Origin of the sequence: Hyalangium sp., assembly GCF_035629615.1 — a bacterium.
Taxonomy (GTDB): domain Bacteria; phylum Myxococcota; class Myxococcia; order Myxococcales; family Myxococcaceae; genus Hyalangium.
On record NZ_DASPHO010000731.1, the window covers coordinates 1 to 21,252 of the forward strand.

The 21,252-nt window shown below is 68.0% G+C and carries 23 protein-coding genes; 6 read left to right on the forward strand and 17 right to left on the reverse strand.

Annotated elements, in window-relative coordinates; translation table 11 throughout:
• Positions 1 to 150 precede the first annotated feature (150 nt).
• From VD972_RS36285 to groES, 7 genes are all read right to left on the reverse strand, one after another.
• The gene (locus tag VD972_RS36285) at positions 151 to 1,341 is read right to left on the reverse strand and encodes a hypothetical protein (RefSeq protein WP_324993395.1); all 1,191 of its coding nucleotides are present in this window, start codon (positions 1,339 to 1,341) and stop codon (positions 151 to 153) included.
• A 34-nt stretch (positions 1,342 to 1,375) separates the two neighbouring features.
• On the reverse strand, positions 1,376 to 2,764 hold the full coding sequence (locus tag VD972_RS36290) for a sigma 54-interacting transcriptional regulator (RefSeq protein WP_324993396.1): 1,389 nt from the start codon (positions 2,762 to 2,764) through the stop codon (positions 1,376 to 1,378).
• Between the two features lie 99 nt (positions 2,765 to 2,863).
• Positions 2,864 to 3,886: a hypothetical protein gene (locus VD972_RS36295; RefSeq protein ID WP_324993397.1), complete on the reverse strand. Its 1,023-nt coding sequence runs from the start codon at positions 3,884 to 3,886 to the stop codon at positions 2,864 to 2,866.
• A gap of 65 nt (positions 3,887 to 3,951) precedes the next feature.
• Complete coding sequence (locus VD972_RS36300; RefSeq protein ID WP_324993398.1) at positions 3,952 to 4,347, reverse strand: hypothetical protein; 396 nt, start codon at positions 4,345 to 4,347, stop codon at positions 3,952 to 3,954.
• Between the two features lie 91 nt (positions 4,348 to 4,438).
• Positions 4,439 to 4,696 carry a glutaredoxin 3 gene (gene grxC / locus VD972_RS36305; RefSeq protein ID WP_324993399.1) on the reverse strand — a complete coding sequence of 86 codons (258 nt, stop codon included), beginning with the start codon at positions 4,694 to 4,696 and terminating at the stop codon, positions 4,439 to 4,441.
• 147 nt (positions 4,697 to 4,843) lie between these two features.
• The gene (gene groL / locus VD972_RS36310; protein WP_324993400.1) at positions 4,844 to 6,493 is read right to left on the reverse strand and encodes a chaperonin GroEL; all 1,650 of its coding nucleotides are present in this window, start codon (positions 6,491 to 6,493) and stop codon (positions 4,844 to 4,846) included.
• A 38-nt stretch (positions 6,494 to 6,531) separates the two neighbouring features.
• Positions 6,532 to 6,822 carry a co-chaperone GroES gene (gene groES, locus VD972_RS36315; RefSeq protein WP_324993401.1) on the reverse strand — a complete coding sequence of 97 codons (291 nt, stop codon included), beginning with the start codon at positions 6,820 to 6,822 and terminating at the stop codon, positions 6,532 to 6,534.
• 391 nt (positions 6,823 to 7,213) lie between these two features.
• Between groES and VD972_RS36320 the strand changes: the two genes are divergently transcribed.
• From VD972_RS36320 to VD972_RS36330, 3 genes are read left to right on the forward strand one after another with little or no spacing between them, the layout of a single operon-like run.
• Positions 7,214 to 7,810, forward strand: coding sequence for a hypothetical protein (locus tag VD972_RS36320; RefSeq protein ID WP_324993402.1), 597 nt, complete (start codon positions 7,214 to 7,216; stop codon positions 7,808 to 7,810).
• A 16-nt stretch (positions 7,811 to 7,826) separates the two neighbouring features.
• Entirely contained in the window at positions 7,827 to 8,474 is a 648-nt protein-coding gene (locus VD972_RS36325) for a hypothetical protein (protein WP_324993403.1), read from the forward strand.
• 44 nt (positions 8,475 to 8,518) lie between these two features.
• Positions 8,519 to 8,965: an NUDIX hydrolase gene (locus VD972_RS36330; RefSeq protein WP_324993404.1), complete on the forward strand. Its 447-nt coding sequence runs from the start codon at positions 8,519 to 8,521 to the stop codon at positions 8,963 to 8,965.
• A 21-nt stretch (positions 8,966 to 8,986) separates the two neighbouring features.
• On the opposite strand, the gene rpoZ is transcribed toward VD972_RS36330, so the two are convergent.
• From rpoZ to VD972_RS36365, 7 genes are all read right to left on the reverse strand, one after another.
• Complete coding sequence (rpoZ, locus tag VD972_RS36335) at positions 8,987 to 9,274, reverse strand: DNA-directed RNA polymerase subunit omega (RefSeq protein WP_324993405.1); 288 nt, start codon at positions 9,272 to 9,274, stop codon at positions 8,987 to 8,989.
• Between the two features lie 151 nt (positions 9,275 to 9,425).
• Complete coding sequence (locus VD972_RS36340; RefSeq protein ID WP_324993406.1) at positions 9,426 to 9,875, reverse strand: CHRD domain-containing protein; 450 nt, start codon at positions 9,873 to 9,875, stop codon at positions 9,426 to 9,428.
• Positions 9,876 to 10,082: 207 nt separating this feature from the next.
• A complete protein-coding gene (locus tag VD972_RS36345) occupies positions 10,083 to 11,036 on the reverse strand; it encodes a hypothetical protein (protein ID WP_324993407.1) in 954 nt (317 codons plus the stop codon).
• Between the two features lie 10 nt (positions 11,037 to 11,046).
• Positions 11,047 to 12,648, reverse strand: coding sequence for a caspase family protein (locus VD972_RS36350; protein ID WP_324993408.1), 1,602 nt, complete (start codon positions 12,646 to 12,648; stop codon positions 11,047 to 11,049).
• Complete coding sequence (locus VD972_RS36355) at positions 12,648 to 13,430, reverse strand: ACP synthase (RefSeq protein ID WP_324993409.1); 783 nt, start codon at positions 13,428 to 13,430, stop codon at positions 12,648 to 12,650. The genes VD972_RS36350 and VD972_RS36355 overlap by 1 nt, the downstream gene beginning before the upstream one ends.
• Positions 13,427 to 13,966 carry a sigma-70 family RNA polymerase sigma factor gene (locus VD972_RS36360; RefSeq protein ID WP_324993410.1) on the reverse strand — a complete coding sequence of 180 codons (540 nt, stop codon included), beginning with the start codon at positions 13,964 to 13,966 and terminating at the stop codon, positions 13,427 to 13,429. The genes VD972_RS36355 and VD972_RS36360 overlap by 4 nt, the downstream gene beginning before the upstream one ends.
• 24 nt (positions 13,967 to 13,990) lie before the next feature.
• Positions 13,991 to 14,980 carry a hypothetical protein gene (locus VD972_RS36365; protein WP_324993411.1) on the reverse strand — a complete coding sequence of 330 codons (990 nt, stop codon included), beginning with the start codon at positions 14,978 to 14,980 and terminating at the stop codon, positions 13,991 to 13,993.
• Between the two features lie 222 nt (positions 14,981 to 15,202).
• Between VD972_RS36365 and VD972_RS36370 the strand changes: the two genes are divergently transcribed.
• The 3 genes from VD972_RS36370 to VD972_RS36380 are packed head-to-tail and all read left to right on the forward strand — an operon-like array spanning position 15,203 to position 17,304.
• Positions 15,203 to 16,060, forward strand: a complete 858-nt coding sequence (locus VD972_RS36370) for a nucleotidyltransferase (RefSeq protein ID WP_324993412.1) — start codon at positions 15,203 to 15,205, stop codon at positions 16,058 to 16,060.
• Positions 16,014 to 16,748 carry a metallophosphoesterase family protein gene (locus VD972_RS36375; RefSeq protein WP_324993413.1) on the forward strand — a complete coding sequence of 245 codons (735 nt, stop codon included), beginning with the start codon at positions 16,014 to 16,016 and terminating at the stop codon, positions 16,746 to 16,748. Before VD972_RS36370 ends, VD972_RS36375 begins: the two co-directional genes overlap by 47 nt.
• Positions 16,749 to 16,773: 25 nt before the next feature.
• The gene (locus tag VD972_RS36380) at positions 16,774 to 17,304 is read left to right on the forward strand and encodes a hypothetical protein (protein WP_324993414.1); all 531 of its coding nucleotides are present in this window, start codon (positions 16,774 to 16,776) and stop codon (positions 17,302 to 17,304) included.
• 16 nt (positions 17,305 to 17,320) lie between these two features.
• Here the strand turns inward: VD972_RS36380 and VD972_RS36385 are convergent, their stop codons facing one another.
• From VD972_RS36385 to VD972_RS36395, 3 genes are read right to left on the reverse strand one after another with little or no spacing between them, the layout of a single operon-like run.
• Positions 17,321 to 18,844, reverse strand: a complete 1,524-nt coding sequence (locus VD972_RS36385) for a DUF4340 domain-containing protein (RefSeq protein WP_324993415.1) — start codon at positions 18,842 to 18,844, stop codon at positions 17,321 to 17,323.
• Positions 18,841 to 20,412 (reverse strand): GldG family protein, encoded by a 1,572-nt coding sequence (locus tag VD972_RS36390; RefSeq protein WP_324993416.1) that lies wholly within the window; start codon positions 20,410 to 20,412, stop codon positions 18,841 to 18,843. The genes VD972_RS36385 and VD972_RS36390 overlap by 4 nt, the downstream gene beginning before the upstream one ends.
• Positions 20,413 to 20,431: 19 nt before the next feature.
• A complete protein-coding gene (locus tag VD972_RS36395; protein ID WP_324993418.1) occupies positions 20,432 to 21,235 on the reverse strand; it encodes an ABC transporter permease in 804 nt (267 codons plus the stop codon).
• Positions 21,236 to 21,252: the final 17 nt, after the last annotated feature.

Here is a 21,252-nt window from a genome sequence, read left to right on the forward strand (position 1 = left end):
CGCGCCAGCCGCGCCGCGTGAATGGAAACCACGTCTCCGATTCACACCGGACCCATGAAAAAGGCGCGGGCCCCATGAGCGGGTCCCACGCCTTCGTCGTCTCGAGCCTCCCGTCAGCAGGTGGCGGGAGCCCGGCTCACTTCCGAGCGGCTACTTGCCCCGCTCCTTGGGGCAGGCCGCCTCGTCCGCCTGGCGGCGCTGCTTCGCCGTCTCCAGATCCTTCTGGGTGGCCGTCAAAGCTTCCTGGCTCTTGACCTCCACGGTGGCCCAGCCCTCCTCCTTGGCCTTCAGCTCCTGGACGAGCGTCACCGTGGCCTGCTCCGCTGCCTGCTGCGCCTCGATCGCGGCGAGCCAGCCGTCGGCGGCCTTCACCAGCCCGGCGCACTTCTCCTTCAGCTCGGGGACGAGCTTCCAGTCCTTCGTCTTCTGGTACTTGGCGACAATGGCGTCGTACGTCTCGGCCGCATTGGCGCGCAGGCCGAAGGCGATGGCCGAGTCCGCCGCGCGCTGACCGCGCACCAGCTCCATCTGGTAGAAGCGCAGCTCCGGCGGCAGGCTCGCCGCCGGCTCGGTGGCCTGCGCGTGGAAGTGGACGAAGCGGTGCGGGAAGCTCAGCTCGTCCGAGCTCACCTTGGCAGGCAGCGCGGCGAGCTTCTGCTGCAGGCAGGCCGCCAGCTGATCGCCCTCGGTGCTGCCGCTCGGCTCGAAGACGACGGCGGCCGGTGTCGGCGAGGCCTTCTTCAGGGTGATCTTCGCGCTGACCACCGGCGGCGCCTGGGTGGTGAAGGCGGCGTAGCAGTCACACCACTGCGGCTGAGCGAGCCGGACCTGGCCGGAGAAGTCCGAGCCCTCATTCACGCCGAACGTCACCGCGGGGCTGTTGTTCAGCTCGTGGATGAACGAGGCCTCCGCCTCCACGGGCATCAAGCCCTTGGCCAGCGGCTGGAGCGGGATCGCCTTGTTCACGGCGTTCTGGACGCAGGCCTGGCCCTCGGGGGTGAGGTTCTCGCCGGTGACGGTGTGGGTGGCGGACTGCTCGTTGACGGTGGTCTTGATCGTGACCTTGGTGGTCGCCGCGGGGCCGCGATCCTTCGGATCCACCAGGCACTCCATCACCTGCGAGCGGGTGGTCACGAGCGCGCCCACCAGGATGCCCTGGTTGGGCGGCTGGGGCAGCTCGAGCTGGCGCGCGTGGCAGAGCGCCACGTCGAAGACGGGCTGGTTGGTGATGCGCATGCGCTCCTGCACCGAGGCAGCGGCGGCGGCGGCGGCAGCAGGCTTCTGCTGGCCGGCGCAGGCTGCAGTGACGAGGACGGATGCGATGGCGAGACGTCGCAACATGTGTGTTTTCCTCTCCGTGGGGGTATGCGGGCTCCTACTTCTCGAGGCCCTCGGCGTTCTTGAGGTCCTTGAGGCGCAGCCCGTTCTTCTTCAACAGCCGGTAGAGGCTCTGCATGGACAGGCCGGTGCGCTGCTCGGCGGCCTTCATGTCAAAGCCCACTTCCTTCATCACCTCGGCGAAGTAGAAGCGCTCGAAGTCCGCGAGCACCCGATCCTTCGCCTCGTGGTAGTTCATGACGACCACCAGGGCGCCCACGCTGGTGGTGGGGGCCGTGCCCTCCTCGGGCTTCTGCTGGGGCTGGGCCATGAAGTCCAGCCAGCTGGTGTTGCCCGTCTCCTGCATGAGGGCGCCGCGCTCCAGCACGTTGCGCAGCTCCCGCACGTTGCCCGGCCAGTCATAGCCCTCGAAGAGGGCCAGCGTCTGCGGGGTGAGCTCGAAGTTGGCCTTCAGCGCCTGCAGCAGCGAGTGGGCCAGCACGGGGATGTCCTCGCGCCGGGTGCGCAGGGGCGGCAGCCGCACGCGCGCCACCGCCAGCCGGAAGTACAGATCCGCGCGGAAGCGGCCCTGGCGCACATCCTCCTCCAGGTTGCGGTGGGTGGAGGCGATGACGCGCACGTTCACCGGCACCGTGCCGCCATTCAGCGTGGGCACCTCGCGCGTCTCCAGCACGCGCAGCAGCTTGGGCTGGAGCGCCAGGGGCAGCTCGCCCACCTCGTCCAGGAAGAGGGTGCCGCCCTGGGCCGCCTCGAAGACTCCGACCACGCCCTTGTCCTCGTCATCCGCCGCGCGCATGGAGCCAAACAGCTCCCGCTCCGCCTTCTCCTCGGTGATGAGGTTGCAGTCCACGACTTTGAAAGGCCCGTGCCGCCGCCCCGAGTGCTGGTGCACCGCGCGCGCGCCCAGCTCCTTGCCCGTGCCCGTCTCGCCCTCGATGAGGAGGTTCATGTCCTCGCGGGCGATGCGGCGCAGATCCGAGAAGAGCAGGCGCATGCGCTCCGAGGCGCCCACCAGCGAGCCGAACGAGTCCGCACCCGAGGGCACCTCCACCTCGGTGGTGCGGGTGTCCGGCTTGATGGACAGCTTCGTCTTGCCCAGCTGCACCTTGTCGCCGGACTGCAGCACCACCTGGATCACCTGCCGCCCGTCCAGGTATGTGCCGTTGCGGCTGCCGAGATCCCTCAGCACCAACCCCTTCGGGGTGCGCTCGATCTCCAGATGCCGACGGCTGACGGTGGGATCGGTGAGGACCAGATCGCTCGCGGAATCCGAGCCCACCCGCACCAGCGAGTCCTGGGTGGTGATCTTCTTGCCCTTGTCCGGCCCGGCGGAGACCTCCACCGTCCACTCGCGCACCTGGATGCGTACGGGGCGACCTTCGGCTTCCGTCAAGACGGACTGGGTGACTTCGGGCTTGTCGCTCATGGGTGCTCGCCTTCAACCCGGGCCGCCCACAGCAGCCCGGCATGCTCTGGAGGGGCCCTGTTTATGGGCGTTTGGACGTGGGGGGCAAGACAAACAAACTCACGGCAGGAGAATCTGAGAGGTGCCCCCGTCCACACGCCGGACCTGGGCCTGCGCCGGGGTGGGCCCAAGCCGGGTCCGCGCCAGCACGTGGGGCAGGGCGGTCTGCCCGTCGATCTGGAGGAGGAGGTCGCCCGGTGCCAGCTTGCCGGCCTCGGGTGCGGACAGGACGTACAGCCCTTCAGGAAGCCGGATCATTCGATCCAGGATGGATGTCTCCACCCTCGGGTTGGCAAAGCGCAGGCGCTGCTGGCGAAGGATCTCTCCGTCCAGCGGGTCCATCAGCGCGAGCGCGCCCACATGCGCGGGGCGGCCCTCATCGGAGTACTCGAAGGCCTTCCAGGGCACGAGCGCCACCGTGGCCGGGGCAGGGGAGGGCTCGCGCGGGGCGTGCAGGTGCTCGTCCAGGGCTCGGAGTGCCTGGCGGGTGAGCTCCTCCATGAGCCGGGTGAGCTCGGGGGCCGGATCCGCGCCGTCATCCGAGCGCTCGGCGAAGGGATCCGCCTGGGCCTCTCCGGAGATCTCCAGCACCCGCCGCTGGGTGGAGGGGTGCACCAGCTCCACGTGGCCCAGGTAGGTCGTCTCCTCCACCGTGCTCTGGCCAATGGGGCGGCCCTGCGCGTCCAGCAGCTCGCCCTGCGCGGACTGGATGCGGCGCTCCGCCCAGGCCCGTAGCACCAGCGCCTGGTCCGGCCGGACACCGTAGGGCGCCAGCAGGGTGACGGCGGTGCTGGCGGCCCAGGCGTTGTCATCCTCGGGGCGGTAGAGCTTGAACTCGGAGGGGCCGAAGAAGAAGGCCTGCTCGCCGGCCTCGGAGAGCGCCACGTCGATGAGCCGCTGGGACAGCTCGAAGGAGCGGAAGGCCGGCTCCGGCCACCGGAAGAGGAAGGGGTAGACCACCACCGCGGAGGCGGACAGCTCCGAGGGCATGTCGCGCTGGATCTTGTACGCCGAGCTGCACGCGGCGCCCAGGAGGGCCAGCAGCAGCAGGGCACCACGGGGCAACGGGCCGGCACGGTTCACGGCCGGTGAGTCAAGATCATCGGCCCCGCGGAATCCAGCAGGACTCCGCGGGCCGGACCCGCTCGCTAGTAACGGGCGGGCGAGTCACTGGCGGGGAAGGACTCCTTGGACTCCTCGTCCACGATGTCGTCCTGCGCGTTGCCACCGGACTTCACGTTGGCGTTGGTGACGTCTCTCCCCTCGCGCCTGCCCGCGGCCTTGCCGGCCCCCTTCTTCCCGCCCCCGACGCCCGCTCCCGCGTGGATCATCCGGCTGCTGAGGAAGTTCTTCGCCCGCTCGGCGAGGTTGCGCTGCTCGTCCTGCCAGTCCTTGAAGAACTGGACCAGCTCCTGATCACCTGCCTCCTGGGCGTCGCGGATGTACTGCTCGGCTGTCGATGCGCCCTTGAGCATGTGGTACAGCGCGCTGATCAGGTTGTAGTGCTCGTCCCGGGTCCCCGTCTGTTGCTCTTCACCAGCCATGTGCCGCCTCCATCTGGGTGAGGTTCCTGTCGCTCCCAGGAACCTATTCACGCCAGGGGGGACACCGTCGGGGCCTGCTCGCCTGCCTGCCTCAGCCCTGGAGCATCGGATCCAGCCGGCCTTCTCGGTCCAGGTGGGCCAGGTCCGAGTAGCCGCCCACATGCGCCTCGCCGATGAAGATCTGCGGCACCGTGCGCTGGCCGCCACTCATCTCCACCAGCTTGGTGCGCATGTCGTCGTCCCCGGTGACGTCCACCTCCTCGTAGTCCACGCCCTTGCGCTTGAGCAGGTCCTTCGCCCGAATGCAGTAGCCACAGTAGGTGGTGGTGTAGATCTTCACCGGCTTCACGAGAGCTCTCCTGGCTGTATTCCAGCAAACCTAAGGGGCTTGGCAGCCGCGCGCCACCTTACCCTGTAAAAGCAGACGGCCCCCGGCTCCCAGAAGGAACCGGAGGCCGTTCTCACCTGGCGCGCAGGGCGCCGGGCGAGGGGGCGACTACATGCCCATACCGCCCATGCCGCCCATGCCGCCCATGCCGCCGCCGCCGCCGGCCGAGGCCTTGTCATCGTCCGCCTTCGGATGCTCCGCCACCATCGCCTCGGTGGTCAGCATCAGCGAGGACACGGAGGCCGCGTTCTGCAGCGCCGTGCGGCTCACCTTGGCCGGATCCATGACGCCCGCGGCCAGCAGGTCCTCGTAGACACCGGTCGCGGCGTTGAAGCCGTACGAGCCCGTGCCCTCCTTGACCTTGTTCACCACCACGCTGCCCTCCAGGCCGCCGTTGCCGACGATCTGACGCAGCGGCTCCTCGATGGAGCGGCGGATGATGTCCACGCCGAACTTCTCACCCGCGTCCACCTTGAGCGTGTCCAGCGCCTTGGCGCAGCGCAGGTAGGCCACACCGCCGCCAGGCACCACGCCCTCCTCGACGGCCGCGCGGGTGGCGTTGAGCGCATCCTCCACGCGAGCCTTCTTCTCCTTCATCTCGGTCTCGGTGGCCGCGCCGACGTTGATCACCGCCACGCCGCCCACGAGCTTCGCCAGGCGCTCCTGGAGCTTCTCGCGGTCGTAGTCGCTGGTGGTCTCCTCGATCTGCGCACGGATCTGCTTGACGCGCGCCTCGATGTCCTTCTGGGCGCCGGCCCCGTCGACGATCGTGGTGTTGTCCTTGTCGATCGTGACGCGCTTGGCGCGGCCCAGGTCGGCCAGCGTCAGCGTGTCCAGCTTGATGCCCAGGTCCTCGGCGATCATGCGGCCGCCGGTGAGGGTGGCAATGTCCTCCAGCATGGCCTTGCGGCGATCACCGAAGCCCGGCGCCTTCACCGCGGCCACGCTCAGCACGCCACGGATCTTGTTCACCACCAGGGTGGCCAGGGCCTCGCCCTCCACTTCCTCGGCGATGATCAGCAGCGGCTTGCCGCCCCGGGCCACCTGCTCGAGGATGGGCAACAGGTCCTTCATCGACGAGATCTTCTTCTCGTGGATGAGGATGTACGGATCGTTGAGGACGGCCTCCATGCGGTCCGGATCCGTCACGAAGTACGGAGAGAGGTAGCCGCGGTCGAACTGCATGCCCTCCACCACGTCCAGCGTGGTGTCCAGGCCCTTGGCCTCCTCCACCGTGATGACGCCCTCCTTGCCGACCTTCTCCATCGCGTCCGCGATGATCTGGCCGATGGTGGTGTCGCCGTTGGCGGAGATGGTGCCGACCTGGGCGATCTCCTTCTTGTCCTTGGTCGGCTTGGCCAGCTTCTTCAGCTCGCCCACGATGGCGGTCACGGCCTTGTCGATGCCGCGCTTGATGTCCATCGGGTTGTGCCCGGCGGCCACCAGCTTGGCGCCCTCGCGGAAGATGGCCTGCGCCAGCACGGTGGCGGTGGTGGTGCCGTCGCCGGCCACGTCAGAGGTCTTCGAGGCGACCTCCTTCACCATCTGCGCGCCCATGTTCTCGAACTTGTTCTCGAGCTCGATCTCCTTGGCGACGGTGACGCCGTCCTTGGTGATGGTGGGGGAGCCGAAGCTCTTCTCGATGACCACGTTGCGGCCCTTGGGGCCCAGGGTGACCTTGACCGCGTCGGCCAGGATGTTCACGCCACGGAGGATGGCCTCACGTGCGCGTACGTCGAAAATGATGTCTTTCGCCATGTTTTATTCCTCTGGAGGAAAGGGGAGAAAAGCAGGGACTACTTCTCGATCACGCCCAGCACATCCTCCTCGCGGAGGATCAGGTGCTCCTCACCGTCGATCTTGATCTCGGTGCCCGCGTACTTGCTGAAGAGGATGGTGTCACCGGCCTTGATGTCCATCGGGCGGACCTTGCCGTCCTCCAGCACCTTGCCATTGCCGACGGCAACCACATGGCCCTCCAGCGGCTTCTCCTTGGCCGTGTCGGGGATGAACAGGCCGCCCTTCGTCTTGTTCTCCTCGGCCACGCGCTTGACGATGAGGCGATCCTGCAGGGGGCGAATCTTCATGATGGGTCTCCTTATTGCGGAAGGCGCCCGGTAGAGACCGTGCGCCAGGGTGTGTAGGGGCCTGAGTGTCCGGGGCCCTTAGCACTCGTGGCTGCCGAGTGCTAATGCTCAAGCGCGCGGGATAATAACCAGGGAAGTCACCTCGTCAAGCGACCCTGACGCAGGTCCTTGTGTTCAGTTAACCAAGCGTCCTGACAGCCTTTTTCCAGCCCGCTGACCCTCTGGCCAGCCTGGGCGGCCCGGTGCTCACACCTCGCGGGATTGGCACTCTCCCCTAGAGAGTGCCAGCGTAAGTGCTTGAAATGATTGGGGTCACCCTTTGCTGCGGGGAGTGCCCGTTGGTACCCTTCCAGGTGGCCCCCTCGGCTCTGGGGGATGGAGGACGATGTCTATGAGTGAACTGGTGACGGGTTCTTCTCTGAAGGAGTTCTTCAAGTCGGTGCTGGTCGAGGTCATTCAGCGCCAGCGGGTGGTGATCGCAGAGCTGACCGAGTTCTACCTGGTCAACCTGCTCACTGAGTTTGCGACCTCGGACAAGCTGTTCAGCCAGGAGCAGGAGGGCCGCAAGGACCACGAGCCCCTGGCCGTGCTGTACCACCGGGCCCTCCAGCAAGAGCGCGAGGAGCGCATCCGGACGCTCCGCCGCCTGGGGGACGTCTCTCTCTATAAGGCGGGCTTCTTCGCGGGCGCCCTGCAGAGCAGCGTGGTGGGGTCGGACTACTACATCCAGATGGGGGGGACGGCGTACGGGCACGTGGCCGAGCTGTCTCCGCCGGCGGGGTTCGCGGACGTGTACCGGGAGCTGTGCGCGAAGTTCCGGGCGCTCGTGGAGGTGCTGGAGGAGATCTCCGCGCGCGGCATGGTGCGGGGCGGGCCCACGGGGACGCTCAAGGTCTACGAGACGTGGGTGCGCACCGGTAGCAACAAGCTGGAGCGGGTGTTGGTGGACGCCGGAGTGCTGTCGCCCAAGGGGCGCCTGCCCAACTAGCTAGCCGGGAGCGTGCATGATCAGTCGCATCCAGGATCACCTGGAGGCCATCTACGGCATCACCTGCGCTGCGCGGGCCGAGACCTTCGTGGTGGACACGGAGGCCGCCGTGCAGCTGGGCGCCACGGGCCGCGCGGAGGAAGAGCTCCTGGTCGCCGAAGGGGAGGAGCAGGGCGATCTGGAGCTGGCCCTGTACCTGTCGCCCGCGCTGCTGGACCGGCTCAAGCCTTACGAGGCAGGCCCGGTGGGGTACCTCCTGGACGGGGATCTGGATGGGTACTGCCAGCTGGCTGAAGGCGTCTCACACTTCCTCTACGTGGCGCACACAGCATCACATGGGCGGGCCCTGTCACTGCTGGAACTGGAGGCCCAGGCGGAGGTGGACAAGTTCGCCGTCTGCCTGCTGCACCGCTGGGGCGAGGGGGTGAAGGCCTGGTCCGACGAGCTGCTGCACCGGCTGTTCGAGCGCGTCTCTTACCGCTCGCGCCTGTCCTCTCAGGAGCGCTGGCGGTACGAGGAGGCCAACCGGCTGTCCCGTACCTTCTGCACCCGGCTCATGGGGCATGTGGCCGGGCGCCGGCTGGATCGGCTGCTGTCCGAGCTGCGCTACGCCTACCGGCTGGGGGCCGAGGCCAAGCTGCGCCACTTCTCGAGCGGCACGTAGGCCGGCCACACGGGCGGCTCGCTTCAGGGTAGGGTGCGGCCCGTATGCCGCGCGAGGCGTCCGCCGGAGGTGTGGTCATCCGCGAGAACGTGGGGAGCTGGGAGGTGGCCGTGATCCGCCCCCACGGTCGCCTCCTGTGGGCGCTGCCCAAGGGGCACGTGGATCCTGGCGAGACGCCCGAGCAGACCGCCCTGCGTGAAGTCCGCGAGGAGACGGGCCTCACCGCCAGCCTCATGGCCTCTCTGGGGGAGATCCGCTACGTGTACCAGTTCCGTGGGCAGCGCATCTTCAAGCGCGTCCACTTCTTCCTGTTCCGCTACCAGGCAGGCGAGCTGGGAGTGCTTCCTCCCGGCCCGCGCGTGGAGGTGGACGAGACGCGCTGGGTGCCGCTGGCGCAGCTCGTCCCCGTGCTGGGCTACAAGGGGGAGAAGTCCATCGCCGTGCGCGCGATCAGGCTGCTGCGCGCGGGAGACTCGACTCCCCCGGGGTGAGCTCCCAGTGGGAGCTCGGGTTCAGACGGCCGGGGGCGGCGTCGGAGCGCCAGGGTTGCCTGCGGCGGCAGCGGCCTTGGCCTCTTCGCTGGAGTACTTGCCGGACAGCGCCTCGCGCACGTCACGGTCGAACTTCACGCGGCCGGTGGCCACCTCCCGGAGGGAGAGCACGGGTGGCTTGTTCTTGGAGATCTCGATGATGGGGCGGGCGCCGGCCATGAGCTGGCGGGCGCGCTTGGCGCCAAGCAGCACCAGGGCGAAGCGGTTGTCGACGAGGGGGAGGCAGTCTTCGACGGTAATGCGGGCCATGGAATCCCTTCAGGCGTCTCTTGAGAGCCCCGGAACCTAAAGAGCAGGCCCGGTGGAGTCAAGGAAGGACAACGGGGCGGGGCAGGCGAGCAGACAGAGGCTCGACCTGCCCCGGGGACCCTGGGGAGCCTGGGGAGGCTCCCTTCAGGTGCTACTTCTTGATGAGCTGGCCGCGGATCTCACCCGCCGCGTTCGCGCCGACGGTATGGATGTTGACGTACGTCCTGCCGCTCTCGAAGGCTTGGATCAGCTCGTCACTCAGCTCGATGTCGCCACACGACATCGCCCCCGAGCCTGCGCTGATGGAACCGTTGGTCGATGTCGGCACGGACAGGTTGCAGATGATGCCAGCGGTGCTGTTTTCGTCCGCCGGCCCATGGATGTGGGCACCCGAAGTATTGGCGGTCAGATCCTTGAAGCTGCCGGACACCTCGAGCTTCTTGCCATCCACGGTGACCGTGGCGCTGCCGCTGGCGCCGGTGGTGACCGCCGTGGGCTTCTCGGCCGCACCCGACAGCACGGCGGCGAGCTCAGTGCCACCACCGCAGGCCGCCAGGGAGAGCGCTGCCACACACGCGATGAACAGACGATTTGCCTTCATTGTGTAAACCTCCTGAGGTTTGAACCACCGCGCCACCGGACTTCGAGGTGCGAGGGGATGGCCGGCCGCCATTCCCCGATCGAGGGAGCCGTCCGAGAGCCGGGCGGGTGGGGCTGCCTGCCTAACAAGCCGTCCTGACATCGGCCAATTTTTTCGTATCTCAGACGCACTGCGTCATGTTCGCTGGTGCCGCAGGTGATTGGGGAGTCAACCATCGAAGCCGGAGAGATCCGGGCAGTCACTGCCCTTGCCGATGCCGAACAGCTCCCAGCTCCTCTTGGCGAAGGTGACCTTGTTCTGGGCGTCCCAGCACTCCCTGTAGCTGGCACCCAGGAGGTCTCCCTGGAGGATGACGAAGGTGGCCACGCCCCCGCTGTTCGGCGTCCACCGGCTGGTGATCTCCACGTCCTCGCGCAGGTTGCCCGGCACCGCGTCCGTGTCCGTCAGCAGGAAGCGCATCTCCCCCAGGCCCCCGGGCAGCTCCCGGTAGTTGTAGCGGACCTGCGTGGCCGTGGTGAGGGGAGGCGTGGGCTGCGCACTGAAGATCATCTCCACGCGCGTGGGCAGCGCCTTGTTCTGGTACCCGACGTCGAGCTGCTTGAGCCCGCGGAGGCCTCCCACGTTGAGGCCCTGGGCCACCGCGTCGTCGATGAAGAGGTGCAGCTCGCCCTCCCCGACGCGGATGCCCGCGTCCGCCTTGAAGGAACCCTCCAGGAAGGACCACCAGGCCTCCTCCCCGGCGGCCGAGGGCTTGAACTGGAGCCGGTAGTCGAAGGAGTCGCCAGCGCGATCCATCAGGAAGCGGACCTGGTGCCCAGGCTGGTTGCGGTCCGGCCAGGGCCCCCAGGTGCGGCGATCCGGCTCGCGCGTGGTGGGCGGCACGGTGCGGATGTTCTCGAGCAGGCCGAGCAGGGAATCCAGCGAGGCGTTGAAGTCGGCCGAGGCCTTCCGGGTGTCGATGTAGAGCTGGGAGATGTCTCCCACCACCAGCCGATCCCGGCGCTGCGCCAGGCCGCTGCCGGAGCTCGTGTCGGTGCCGGGCAGCTTGCTGGCGAGCGCCTCCCGAGAGGGCAGCGCGTTGAGGTACTCGAGATCCTCGTTGGAGAAGTTGCCGCCGCACGCTGCCAGCAGACAGAGGAGTGCGGGCCAGAGGTTTCGCATCGCGCGCTCCTTAGAGCTCATAGGTCACCAGCGCCGCCAGCTCCCAGAAGCCCAGGGAGCTGTTGGGGTTCGCGGCCCCTTGTTCATGGACATTGTAGGTGAGGTAGTGGATCCGGCCGCGCCCGGTGAGGTGGAGGCTGCGCAGAAGCCGATAGCGCAGGCCAGCCACGAGTCCGGGAGAGAACGTCGAGTAGAACTGATCCGGGAAGACGGCCCCGTCGAACTTGCGGCCCATATAGAGATACGTGAGGCGCGCGCCGGCGAAGGGGGCCAGGTCTCCCACGTGCCACTCGGTGGTGAGGGAGGTGCCCAGGTGGAGCGCCGAGTAGCGGTAGCTGGCGCCCGTCAAGCTCTCCAGGTTCAGCATCGCGGCGCGCCCGCCCAGCGCCACATCGAAGCTCCACACCCAGTCCTCGCGGAAGTAGTTGTGGAGGTTCGCCTCGGCGCCCAGCATGGGCACGGAGAGGAACAGGGTCTCGCGGATGCTCCGGTTGAAGAAGGAGTGGTAGCCGCCCGTCAGCCCCGCCGTCCAGAAGGAGCCGCGCCCGCGGGCCCCCTTCACCGGATCGTCCGAGAAGGGCGCATCCCGCAGCCGGGACTCCTCCAGCACCGTCTCCTGCCCACGCCGCACCTCCACCTCGCCGATGCGCAGCCGATCCTCCATCCGGCGCTTCACCCGGTACGTGCCCGGGGCGAGCGCCACCCGCCGCTCCGTGTCCGGAGCCTTCTCCAGCTCCGCCACCACCAGCCCGCCCGGATTGACGAAGTAGTAGGCCCCCACCGGCGCGGTGCGCGGCACCACCAGGCCCTCGGAGGCGCGCAGGCTCGTGATCACCAGGTCCCCGTTGCCCGCCAGATCGTAGCTGAAGGTGGGGTGCTGCGGCCCCGCGCTGCTGGCCGCCGTGTCCGCCACCGTCCGCGCGTACGCGTGCGAGTACGCCTCGAAGAGCGTCACTTGGCCGTCCCCGGAGCAATCCGCGTCCCCCAGCAGCCCGCTGCTCAGGTGGTGGGAGAAGTAGCTGCCGCCAATCGCGTCCGACTCCTGTGAGTCCTCATCCGCCGAGCTCGAGGTGAGGATGACCAGGCCCCGCGCGTCCCGTGTGGCCCCGGAGTCGATCTCGAAGGCGGGCGCACGCCGGGCCCCCTTGGTCCGCGTCAGCGCGCCGGAGCGGCACGAGTCCAGGATGGCGATGCGGATGTCCGCGGGCGCGTCGGCCAGCCTCCGCTTGAACGTGTCGAAGGGCAGCCGAGTGACCCCGAGCCGCAGCGCACCGTCCTTTGCGTGGCCCGAGTAGTAGACGAGCAGCGCGGTGCGCTCGCCCCGAGCCTGGGCCGCCTTGATGCTGGCCTCCAGGTTCGACAGCGTGGTGAGGACGTCCTGCGCCTCTTCATTCAGCAGCAGCCGCGCGTCCCCGAGAGAGACTCCGCCGAGCCGCGACAGGAGCCCGTGCATCTTGCGCGCGTCCTCGCGGGCGTAGCTCAGGGGCCGTGTGTCCGAGCCGCCCTCGTCATTGCCGATCACCAGGGCAAAGCGGCGCATCGGCTCCGCCTGCACGGTGGTGGCCAGCAGCAGCGCGAGGGCGAGGGCGCCCAGGTGTCTTCGCGTGCGCATCACGGCTTGAGCAGCATCCAATGGGTCTGGTCTCCGTCCACGGCCAGCGGCGGCAGCTGCGTGACATCCCGCCCGCCCAGCTCGAAGGCCTGGTGCGCGGCGGCTATGGCCTCCTCCACCTTCACCGGTTCGTCACTCAGCAGCACCACCACGCGCTCGGTGCCCGAGCCGGTGAACTCGATGCTGTCCGGCAGCCAGTGCATGCCCGGGCCCGGCTCCACCGGAAGGCTCTCCCCTGCCTCGGGATAGAGGGGCGTCACCTCACCCGCCGTGTCGACCGACAGCGCCAGGACGAACCCGCGAGTCTCTGGTGTGTAGCCGAGCCGCACGCGCTCGCCGTGCGCCAGGGGCTCGGGCGCATCCGTCCGCGCCACCCGCTGCGAGCCTTCGCCGCCACCGATGCGCAGCTCCGCCACCGCGCCGCCCTTGGTCCGCACGCCTGTCCCGGTGTTTGTCGCGAGCAGGGGCCGCGCCGCCACCACCAGCAGCACCGTGGCCGCCAGGGCCACCACGGGGCCCATCCACCGCTGGCTCGAGCCTCGGGCCCGCTCCAGCTTCCGGGCCTTCTCCTCGGCTCGATTGACACCTTCCTCGAAGCGCTCGAAGGGAATCTCCGCCTCGAACTGGCTCTGGGCCTCCTGGGCCTCGCGGAGCACGGCGCCGCACTGCTCGCAGTCGGCGGCGTGGGTCCGGGCCCGGGTCGCCTCGTCGGTCGGCAGCTCGCCAGCGTGCAGGCGGCTCAGCGTCCACTTGGAGGGATGCTCTGACAGGTGCGCGCTCATGGGACCCTCAACTCTTCTCCACCCAGCTCCGCGAACTGCTCCAGCCGCTTGCGCACCGTGGGCACCGAGCGCCCCAACGCCGCGGCCACTTCCTCCAGCGTCATCCCATCCAGGTGGTAGTGGATGACCGCTGTCTGCGTCTCCACATCCACCCGGGACAGCAGCCTGCGCACCAGGTCCCGCGTCTCCATGGCCTGCGCGCCCCCGTGGCCCTCCGGCTTCGCCGCCTCTTCCCGCTCGAACCACCCCCGCCAGCCCGCCCGCTCCGAGCGGATCTGGTTCAGGCAGTGGTGCGTGGCGATCTTCATCAACCACGTCAGCGGCGAGGCCTCGGCGCGGTAGTCGCCCGCGTGGGTGAGCGCGCGGGCGAACACGTCATGCATCGCGTCCTCTGCCTTCGCCGTGTCCTTCAACAGGTAACGGCAGCGCCCGAGGACGCTGCCGCCGTGCTTCGTATACAGCTCACGGAGGAAAGCCCGCCGGTCCTCTTGAGGACCACCCTGGATGACTCTCAGGACCGGCTGGCTCGTTCCCATGGCGCGCGCAGTCTAGTGCGCGGATTACAGCGAAGAGTAGAGCGCCGAGGAGAAGCCGCCGCAGGCGGATGCGTTACCGTAGATCGGGCCGACCACCCAGCTGGCCTCCAGGTACTGGCTGGCGAAGGTCGAGTCCCAGCACTCGCTGGCCGTGGCCGCCGCGATGCTGAAGTCACCGCCGGTGATCTTCACGTCCGCCCGGCCGGCCCCCGTCTGAGCCCAGCGGGTCTTGACCGTGAGGTGCTCGATCTTGTTGCGGGTCGAGTCGTCGTCGAAGTTCTTGTCGAGCGCGAGGTCGAACTCGCCGCCAGCACCCGGCGTCTCCTTGTACCGGTAGTCGGCGTTCACGCGAGTGCCCGGCCGCTCCTCGTCGTTCACGTTGCGGAAGTCGGCCTCCACGCTGGCCGCGCTCTGGGCGTTGATGCGCGAGTAGCGGATGTCCGCCGTGCCCACCTCATTGCCGTGCTCGGGCATCTTCTGTGCGGCGTCCCAGTCGATCTTCAGGGTGCCGTTGCCGTAGTTCCGCAGCCGGTTGCCCTGCTCGTCCAGCGAGATGGTGTGCGAGCCGGAGAGGATGGCCTGGAACTCCGAGTCCGCCGCCGTCTTCGCCTTGCCCTCCAGCTTGTAGCTGTAGGTGTTGTCCGCGGTCTTCGTTACGGTGAGCTTCCAGGTGGTGGGGCTCAGCGCGTCGGTGTGCGGGCCCCACACGGCCACATCCCCCTCGAGGGTGGTGGGCGGGAACTCGGTGATCTCCTCCACCAGGTTGAGCACCGCCGCGGTGCCGCCGTTGATCGACACCGAGGCGCCGCGGGTCAGCTTGTAGAAGTCGCTCGTCACCCCCAGCGCGGAGCCGCGCACCGAGTCGGTCTCCAGCTTCTGGCCAGTGCTGCCACCCGGATCCTTCACCGCCACCATCTCCTTGGAGGGCAGACCGTCACGGAACTCGTTCTCGGCGGCATCGCCACAGCCAACGAACAGCAGGGAGGCGCACAGCATCAGGCTCTTGCGGAACATGGGGTTCTTCCTTTCGGGTTCGGCCCCCCGGCGGGGCCGTTCAGCGTGTTTGCATCCCCATGGACACAGCCCCCCCGCAAAACAGAAAGCCGGATTTCCCTCTCGATTTTGAAGCGGAAAAGAACCAGTAAATACATATGTTTGGAGGACGCCCGCCTGCTCACCGGGCTGTCGCGTGTGCATGTGCGACAGGGAAATTTCCCCGTTCCTAGCTTATGCCCCATGGAAAAGAGACACCCGAACCACCCGGGGGAGCTGGGCGTGGACGCGACGCTGGCCGAGCGCGACAGGGCTCCCGATGAGATCAACGCCCGGGCCCGGGCCGTTGGATTGCTGCTGGATGCAGGTGTGCCCTTCGTCGTCGGCGGCGCATACGCGTATGCCACGTACACCGGGATCTACCGGGACACGAAGGACCTGGACCTGTTTCCGCGCAAGCGCGACGCCGGCCGGGCCTTGGAGGTGCTGGAACTGGACGGCTGGCGCACCGAGCGCACCGATGAGGTGTGGCTCTACAAGGCCTTCAAGGGCGAGTACTTCGTCGACTTCATCTTCAGCTCCGGCAACGGGGTGGCGGTGGTGGACGACGGGTGGTTCGAGCACGCGAAGACGGCCACCGTGTTCGGCCACCGCTGCCTGGTGGCGCCCGCCGAGGAGATGATCTGGTCCAAGGCCTTCGTCAACGAGCGCGAGCGCTATGACGGGGCGGACGTGAACCACCTGCTCCTCAAGGCCGGGCGGCAGATGGACTGGGAGCGGATGCTGCGCCGCTTCGATCGGTACTGGGAGGTGCTGTTCAGCCACCTGATGATGTTCCGGTACGCCTACCCCTTCGAGCGGGACATCATCCCGGACTGGGTGATGGCGGAGCTGATGTCGCGCACGCTGGACACGGTGCGCGAGGGGAACTGGGAGGAGCGGATCTGCCGCGGCAATCTGATCTCGCGGGTGAACTACCACGTCGACATCCATCACTGGGGTTTCCGCGACGGACGGCTGTGGGACGAGAACGAGAGGAAGCACGGAGGAGAGCGTGGTGCGCGATCCGAGCTCGAAGATCCGGCTAGCAGCAGTCGGTGATCTGCACTGCCGCGAGGATCACCACGGCCGCTTCCGGCTCCTCGTGAAGCAGGTGAACGCCTCGGCGGACCTCCTGGTGCTGTGCGGCGATCTGACGGATCGCGGCATGTTTGAGGAGGGCAAGGTCCTGGCCGAAGAGCTGTCGGCCCTGCGCGTCCCGTGTGCCGCGGTGCTGGGCAACCACGACTACGAGCATGGCCAGGTGAAGGAGATCTCCACCGAGCTGGCCAAGGTGGGCGTCCACATCCTCGACGGGGATCACTTCATCTTCGAGAAGGTGCTCGGGGTGGCCGGAGTGAAGGGGTTCGGCGGGGGCTTCGGCAACGCCACGTTGCAGGCGTTCGGCGAGGGGCAGACCAAGGCCTTCGTGCAGGAGGCGGTGTCCGAGTCGCTCAAGCTGGAGGCGGCGCTGAGCCACCTCGACACGCCGAAGAAGGTGGTCATCATGCACTACGCCCCCATCCCGGAGACGCTGGAGGGGGAGAACATCGAGATCCGCCCCTTCCTCGGGACGAGCCGCCTGGCCATGCCCATCGATCATTACCGGGCGGAGGCGGTGTTCCACGGCCACGCGCACCATGGCACCCGGGAGGGGAAGACCCGGGGCGGTATCCCCGTCTACAACGTGGCGATGCCGCTGATGGCCAAGCACACGCCGGATCAGCGGTTCGCGCTGCTGGAGATCTGAGGAGCGGGAGCGGTAGGGTGCTCGTGTGCTGAGGCTCTACAAGAAGGAAGGCGACACCCTCCGTTACTGGGAGGCGTGGGTCGGCGACGACGGACTCTCCGTGCACCGGGGCGTCGTGGGTGAGATGGGGGAGCACCAGACGACCCCGGTTCCTCCGGAAGAGGATCCGGACATGGTCCTCGCGGGGGCTGCGGAGCCGCTCGTGGACGAGGGCTATGACGAGCCCGATCCGGACTCCATGGCTCCTCTGGTCGTCCAGTACCCCTTGCAGGGCAAGGGCTCGGGGCACGACTTCGAGAAGCGCAACGCCGTGGAGGAGCTGCTCACGGACATCCTCGGCTGGACGGGCAACGGCGAGGTGGAAGGCGGCGAGACCCAGCCCGGGCGGATGGACATCTTCTGCCGCGTGATGGATCCGCAGATCGCCGTGCGCACGCTCGTGGAGGCCCTGGAGGAAGAGGGCTACCTGGAGGGCGCCGTCCTGGCCCTCGTGCCTGAGGGCGAAGCGCCCCGGGTTCTGTGGCCCGAGGGTGGTTCGGCCACGTTCCGCGTTTGATCCGGGGACTGGCAGCTCAGGGCTGGGCCATCGTCGCGCCGCCATCCGTGGCTGCGGTGGGCGAGGCCTCGAGGATGTCCTCCGGTCGGGCGGGCAGATCGGCCAGCCGGGCCAGCTCCACCTCCGCCACCTCGGCGTTGGAGCCACGGATGTAGACGAAGCCCTCCTTGCCCGGCACCGCGCTGCCGATCCACAGCCGGGCCAGCTCCTTGCCGTCCGCATCCTGCAGCGACGCGCCGCGCGAGGCGTCGGTGATGCCGTACTTGTCCCACTTCCTCGGGTTCGCCTCGCCGAAGGTGGAGGCCTTGAGGGTGTGCAGGTGACTGAGCAGCGAGGCCACCCGGAACCCCTGGGCCTTGCCAGCCTTGGGCGCCTCCACCTGCCAGCCGTCCAGCGAGTTCGAGTCAGGCTTCGCGTTGGCCAGGACGATGGGCGTGCCTCCATCGCCAGGGTGGAAGACGAGGCGCTTCACGTCCTCGCGCTTGAAGCTCAGCACCATCTTGGTGCGCAGGTCCGCGAGCCCCAGCTCCAGCACGGCGAGCGTGCCCTCTGGCACCTCCGCGAGCGTCACCTCCGAGCCCTGCTCGAGCAACGCGTACACCTTCGAGCCGGCTCCTTCCTTCACCTGCGAGAGGCGCAGGCGCACCGGCTCGCCCTTGTCGAGCGTGAAGTGCGCGTCCAACACGGGCTTGTCCAGGCCCAGCCGGGTGCGCTCCTGAGCCGAGTCGGTGGGGAAGGAGAGCGCCCGCTGCTCCTTGAGCGACTTGAGGGCCTGCTTCAGTCGATCCCCGTCCGCGCGCACGGCCGCGGGCTTCGTCAACCGCCAGGACTGATCCGAGTCCCGCTCCAGCGAGTAGCTGTTCGCCTTGGCCACCACCTCGAGCGCCTTCAGCGAGGCCTCGTCGAGCGCCAGGATCTCCTTGTCGCGCAGCGCATACAGATCCTTCTCCAGCGCGTAGCGCACCGAGCCGTCCGCGGAGTACACGCGCGGGTCCTCGTCGCGACGCACGTAGACGGAGCCATCGAAAGGGTTCTCGATGCCGCCGTGCAGCGTCACCGTGCGCTGGCGGGCGGGGTCCTCCTTCCCTCCGCCCGAGGCCTCAGGGACATAGGCCTTTGCCGTCACCGAGAACACGGGCGGCTTGAGGCCGTACTTCTCCAGATCCGCGTCGGTGGGAGCCTCCTCGACGGTGGCCTTGAACTTTCCGGACTGGAGCTGGCTGAGGATGCCCTCCACCGCCCACTTGTCCGCCTTGGCCAACACCGGGGCAGTGAGGCGCCAGGTGTCACCCTGCTGCTCCAGCGTTGCGGTGACGCCCTGGGCCTTCACGGTGAGCTGCGTGAAGACGGGCGCGGGAGTGCCGCCCTCGTCTGGCTTCTCGCCCGGTGCGCTGGGAGCGAAGAGCTTCTCGGACTGCTCCTTGCGCGCGGCCTGAGCCTCCTCGGGCTGCTTCACGCCGAAGTACGCGTAGAGGCCCAGGCCCGCCGTGGCCACCGTGGCGGCCAGCAGGGCGATCAGGGTCTTCTGCGTCTGCTTCACTTGTTTCGCCTCGACAGCCAGATGGCCATGCCCAGGCCCATGAGGGACAGGGGCAGCAGGTCCGTGGACACGAAGCGGATGTTCTCCAGCATGTCGCGATCCATCTCCAGCGTGGAGGTGTCGCGGTCCGGCGGGCGGAGGGTGATCTTCTCCACCTGGTTTGACGCCCAGCCGAGCGCATTCAGCACCAGGTTGCGGTTGGCCTCGTGGCCCCAGTTGGGATCCAGGAGGATCTCCGAGTCACCCATCACCACCACACGTGCCTCATCGAAGCGCTTGTCCGGGGCGTTCTTCGTGTCCCGCGTGGCGGCGGTCACCAGGGTGAGCTGGCCGGACTTCTCGCCGTCCGAGGGCGTGGCATCCGCGGCCGGTGTCGTCTCCACCCAGCCGAAGGGCGAGGAGAGGACCACGGGGCTGACCTTCACACCCTCGGCCATCCCCTGGCGCAGCACCGTGAGGCTGCGAGTGGTGGGGAACTCGATGTTGAGCTTGCGCTGGAGCAGCGGCTGGGTCAGCTCGTGCTCGCTGTAGAACGCGGAGACGAGGGCGAAGGGGTTGCCACTGTTGAACTGCCGGTCCGCGGCGATCCCCTTGTCCACCTCCACCCCGTACTCAGCCAGGAGTGCGTCCAGGTGGGGCTCGACGTTGAACTCCGCGAAGTAGAGCATCCGCCCGCCCGCCGCGAGGTACTGGCGCAGCACCTCCGACTCCGGCGGCGTGTAGGGCGTCCTCGCGCCGGCGATGATCACCAGCGACGCATCCCGGGGCACTTCCTTCTGGCCCGCCAGGTTCAGCTCCTCGGCGGTGTAGCCCTCCTGGAGGAGCTGCTTGCGGAGCTCGGAGAGGGCTGCGCCCGGATCGCCCGGCGCCGCAGCGGTGCTCTCCAGCGGCCACTCGCCGTGGCCGGTGAGGAAGTACACCTTCTGCGCCCCTACGGCGTTGAGCTTGAGCAGGGCATTGGTCAGATCCTGCTCGGAGAGGGTGTTGAGGGTGGTGTGGGAGGCCTTGTCGCCCTCGCCACGCACCAGCACCACCGTCGTCTGTCCCTCCTTGAGCTGGTACTTCGCCGCCAGGTCCGGGTGGCGCTGCGGATCCTTGAAGGAGTACTCGAACTTCTCGGGGGCCTCGGCCTGGTAGCGCTGGAAGAGCTGCTCCACCGTGTCGTAGGAGGGGTGGCTGGGGGGCAGGAAGCCAATGGCCCGCACCTTCTCCTTGAGCCCGGAGAGCGTGTTGTTGGTCTGCGGCGCCAGGGTGAAGAGCTTCTGCTTCGTCAGGTCCCAGCTCTTGTTCTTCTTGAAGGCGATGTAGTTGAGGGCCACCAGCCCCCCCAGCGTCACCACCCCCAGCAGCACCGTGGTGCCGAAGAAGAAGCTGGAGCGGCGGGTGGCGAACTGGCCGAACTGCTTGAAGTTCGTGGCAAAGTACACGCCGAGCAGCAGCAGGCCCGAGACGGCCTTGGCCGTGGTGAGCGCCAGCGAGCCCGAGGTGAAGAACAGGGTGGCGGGGCTCGACAGCAGGCACAGGAGCCCGAACGCGCCGAGGATCTTTCCGACAGAGGCAAGATTCATGGGTCCCTCGCGCCAGGGGCTAAGCCCAGCGCTGAGCCTCCACCGAGCGGTGAGTGAGCAGCAGCGAGAAGAGGATGACGGAGAAGAAGAACACCAGCGCCTTGAGGTCCAGCACGCCCATGATCAGGTTCTGGAGCTGCGAGTCGAAGGCCATGTAGTTGACGAAGGAGCGCAGCGGCTCCTCCACGCCCTGCGCCAGCCCGCGCAGGAGCATCCACGGCAGCAGCACCACGAAGGTGAGCAGCGCGGCCACCATCTGGCTCTCCGTGAGGGAGGAGATGAACATCCCCACCGCCATGCAGGTGGCACCCCACAGCAGCACCGCGCCATAGCCCAGCAGCACCGTGGGCCACTCCAGCACCGCCCCCGAGGTGCTCTTTCCAAAGGCCGTGAGGATGAGCGGGAAGAGGATGGTGAGCCCCAGCGTCGCGGAGATGATGCCCAGCCCGCCCAGGTACTTGCCCAGCACCAGCTCGATGGGCCGCACGGGCGTCGTCATCAGCAGCTCGAAGGTCTTGTTGCGCTTCTCCTCGGCGAACAGCCGCATGGAGAGGAAGGGGGCCACGAAGAGCGTGACGATGAGGACGATGCCCCAGAGCTGGACGATGACGCCGTCGGTGAGGTTGCGGTAGGCGCCGAGATCCGGTGGGAGCTTGTTCCAGCCAACGGCCTGGGCCCACTCCTGCGCTTGCTGGAAGGACTGCAGCAGGCCCATGAAGAAGAACGAGGACAGCGCCACCATTGCCGTGAAGACCGCATAGGCCCACGGGGTGGTGAAGTAGATGGACAGCTCCTTGCGGGCGATCGCCAGGGCGGTGCGCATGAGGAAATCCTCTCGGA

What these genes read in the sequence shown, in the direction of transcription:
- groL (WP_324993400.1), bottom strand. Translation starts at nt 6,493, where the DNA reads ATGGCGAAAGACATCATTTTCGACGTACGCGCACGTGAGGCCATCCTC.
- VD972_RS36330 (WP_324993404.1), top strand. Translation starts at nt 8,519, where the DNA reads ATGCCGCGCGAGGCGTCCGCCGGAGGTGTGGTCATCCGCGAGAACGTG.
- groES (WP_324993401.1), bottom strand. Translation starts at nt 6,822, where the DNA reads ATGAAGATTCGCCCCCTGCAGGATCGCCTCATCGTCAAGCGCGTGGCC.
- VD972_RS36370 (WP_324993412.1), top strand. Translation starts at nt 15,203, where the DNA reads ATGGAAAAGAGACACCCGAACCACCCGGGGGAGCTGGGCGTGGACGCG.
- VD972_RS36360 (WP_324993410.1), bottom strand. Translation starts at nt 13,966, where the DNA reads ATGGGAACGAGCCAGCCGGTCCTGAGAGTCATCCAGGGTGGTCCTCAA.
- VD972_RS36365 (WP_324993411.1), bottom strand. Translation starts at nt 14,980, where the DNA reads ATGTTCCGCAAGAGCCTGATGCTGTGCGCCTCCCTGCTGTTCGTTGGC.
- VD972_RS36300 (WP_324993398.1), bottom strand. Translation starts at nt 4,347, where the DNA reads ATGGCTGGTGAAGAGCAACAGACGGGGACCCGGGACGAGCACTACAAC.
- rpoZ (WP_324993405.1), bottom strand. Translation starts at nt 9,274, where the DNA reads ATGGCCCGCATTACCGTCGAAGACTGCCTCCCCCTCGTCGACAACCGC.
- VD972_RS36340 (WP_324993406.1), bottom strand. Translation starts at nt 9,875, where the DNA reads ATGAAGGCAAATCGTCTGTTCATCGCGTGTGTGGCAGCGCTCTCCCTG.
- VD972_RS36325 (WP_324993403.1), top strand. Translation starts at nt 7,827, where the DNA reads ATGATCAGTCGCATCCAGGATCACCTGGAGGCCATCTACGGCATCACC.
- VD972_RS36320 (WP_324993402.1), top strand. Translation starts at nt 7,214, where the DNA reads ATGAGTGAACTGGTGACGGGTTCTTCTCTGAAGGAGTTCTTCAAGTCG.
- VD972_RS36395 (WP_324993418.1), bottom strand. Translation starts at nt 21,235, where the DNA reads ATGCGCACCGCCCTGGCGATCGCCCGCAAGGAGCTGTCCATCTACTTC.
- VD972_RS36290 (WP_324993396.1), bottom strand. Translation starts at nt 2,764, where the DNA reads ATGAGCGACAAGCCCGAAGTCACCCAGTCCGTCTTGACGGAAGCCGAA.
- VD972_RS36285 (WP_324993395.1), bottom strand. Translation starts at nt 1,341, where the DNA reads ATGTTGCGACGTCTCGCCATCGCATCCGTCCTCGTCACTGCAGCCTGC.
- VD972_RS36345 (WP_324993407.1), bottom strand. Translation starts at nt 11,036, where the DNA reads ATGCGAAACCTCTGGCCCGCACTCCTCTGTCTGCTGGCAGCGTGCGGC.
- VD972_RS36350 (WP_324993408.1), bottom strand. Translation starts at nt 12,648, where the DNA reads ATGCGCACGCGAAGACACCTGGGCGCCCTCGCCCTCGCGCTGCTGCTG.
- VD972_RS36390 (WP_324993416.1), bottom strand. Translation starts at nt 20,412, where the DNA reads ATGAATCTTGCCTCTGTCGGAAAGATCCTCGGCGCGTTCGGGCTCCTG.
- VD972_RS36355 (WP_324993409.1), bottom strand. Translation starts at nt 13,430, where the DNA reads ATGAGCGCGCACCTGTCAGAGCATCCCTCCAAGTGGACGCTGAGCCGC.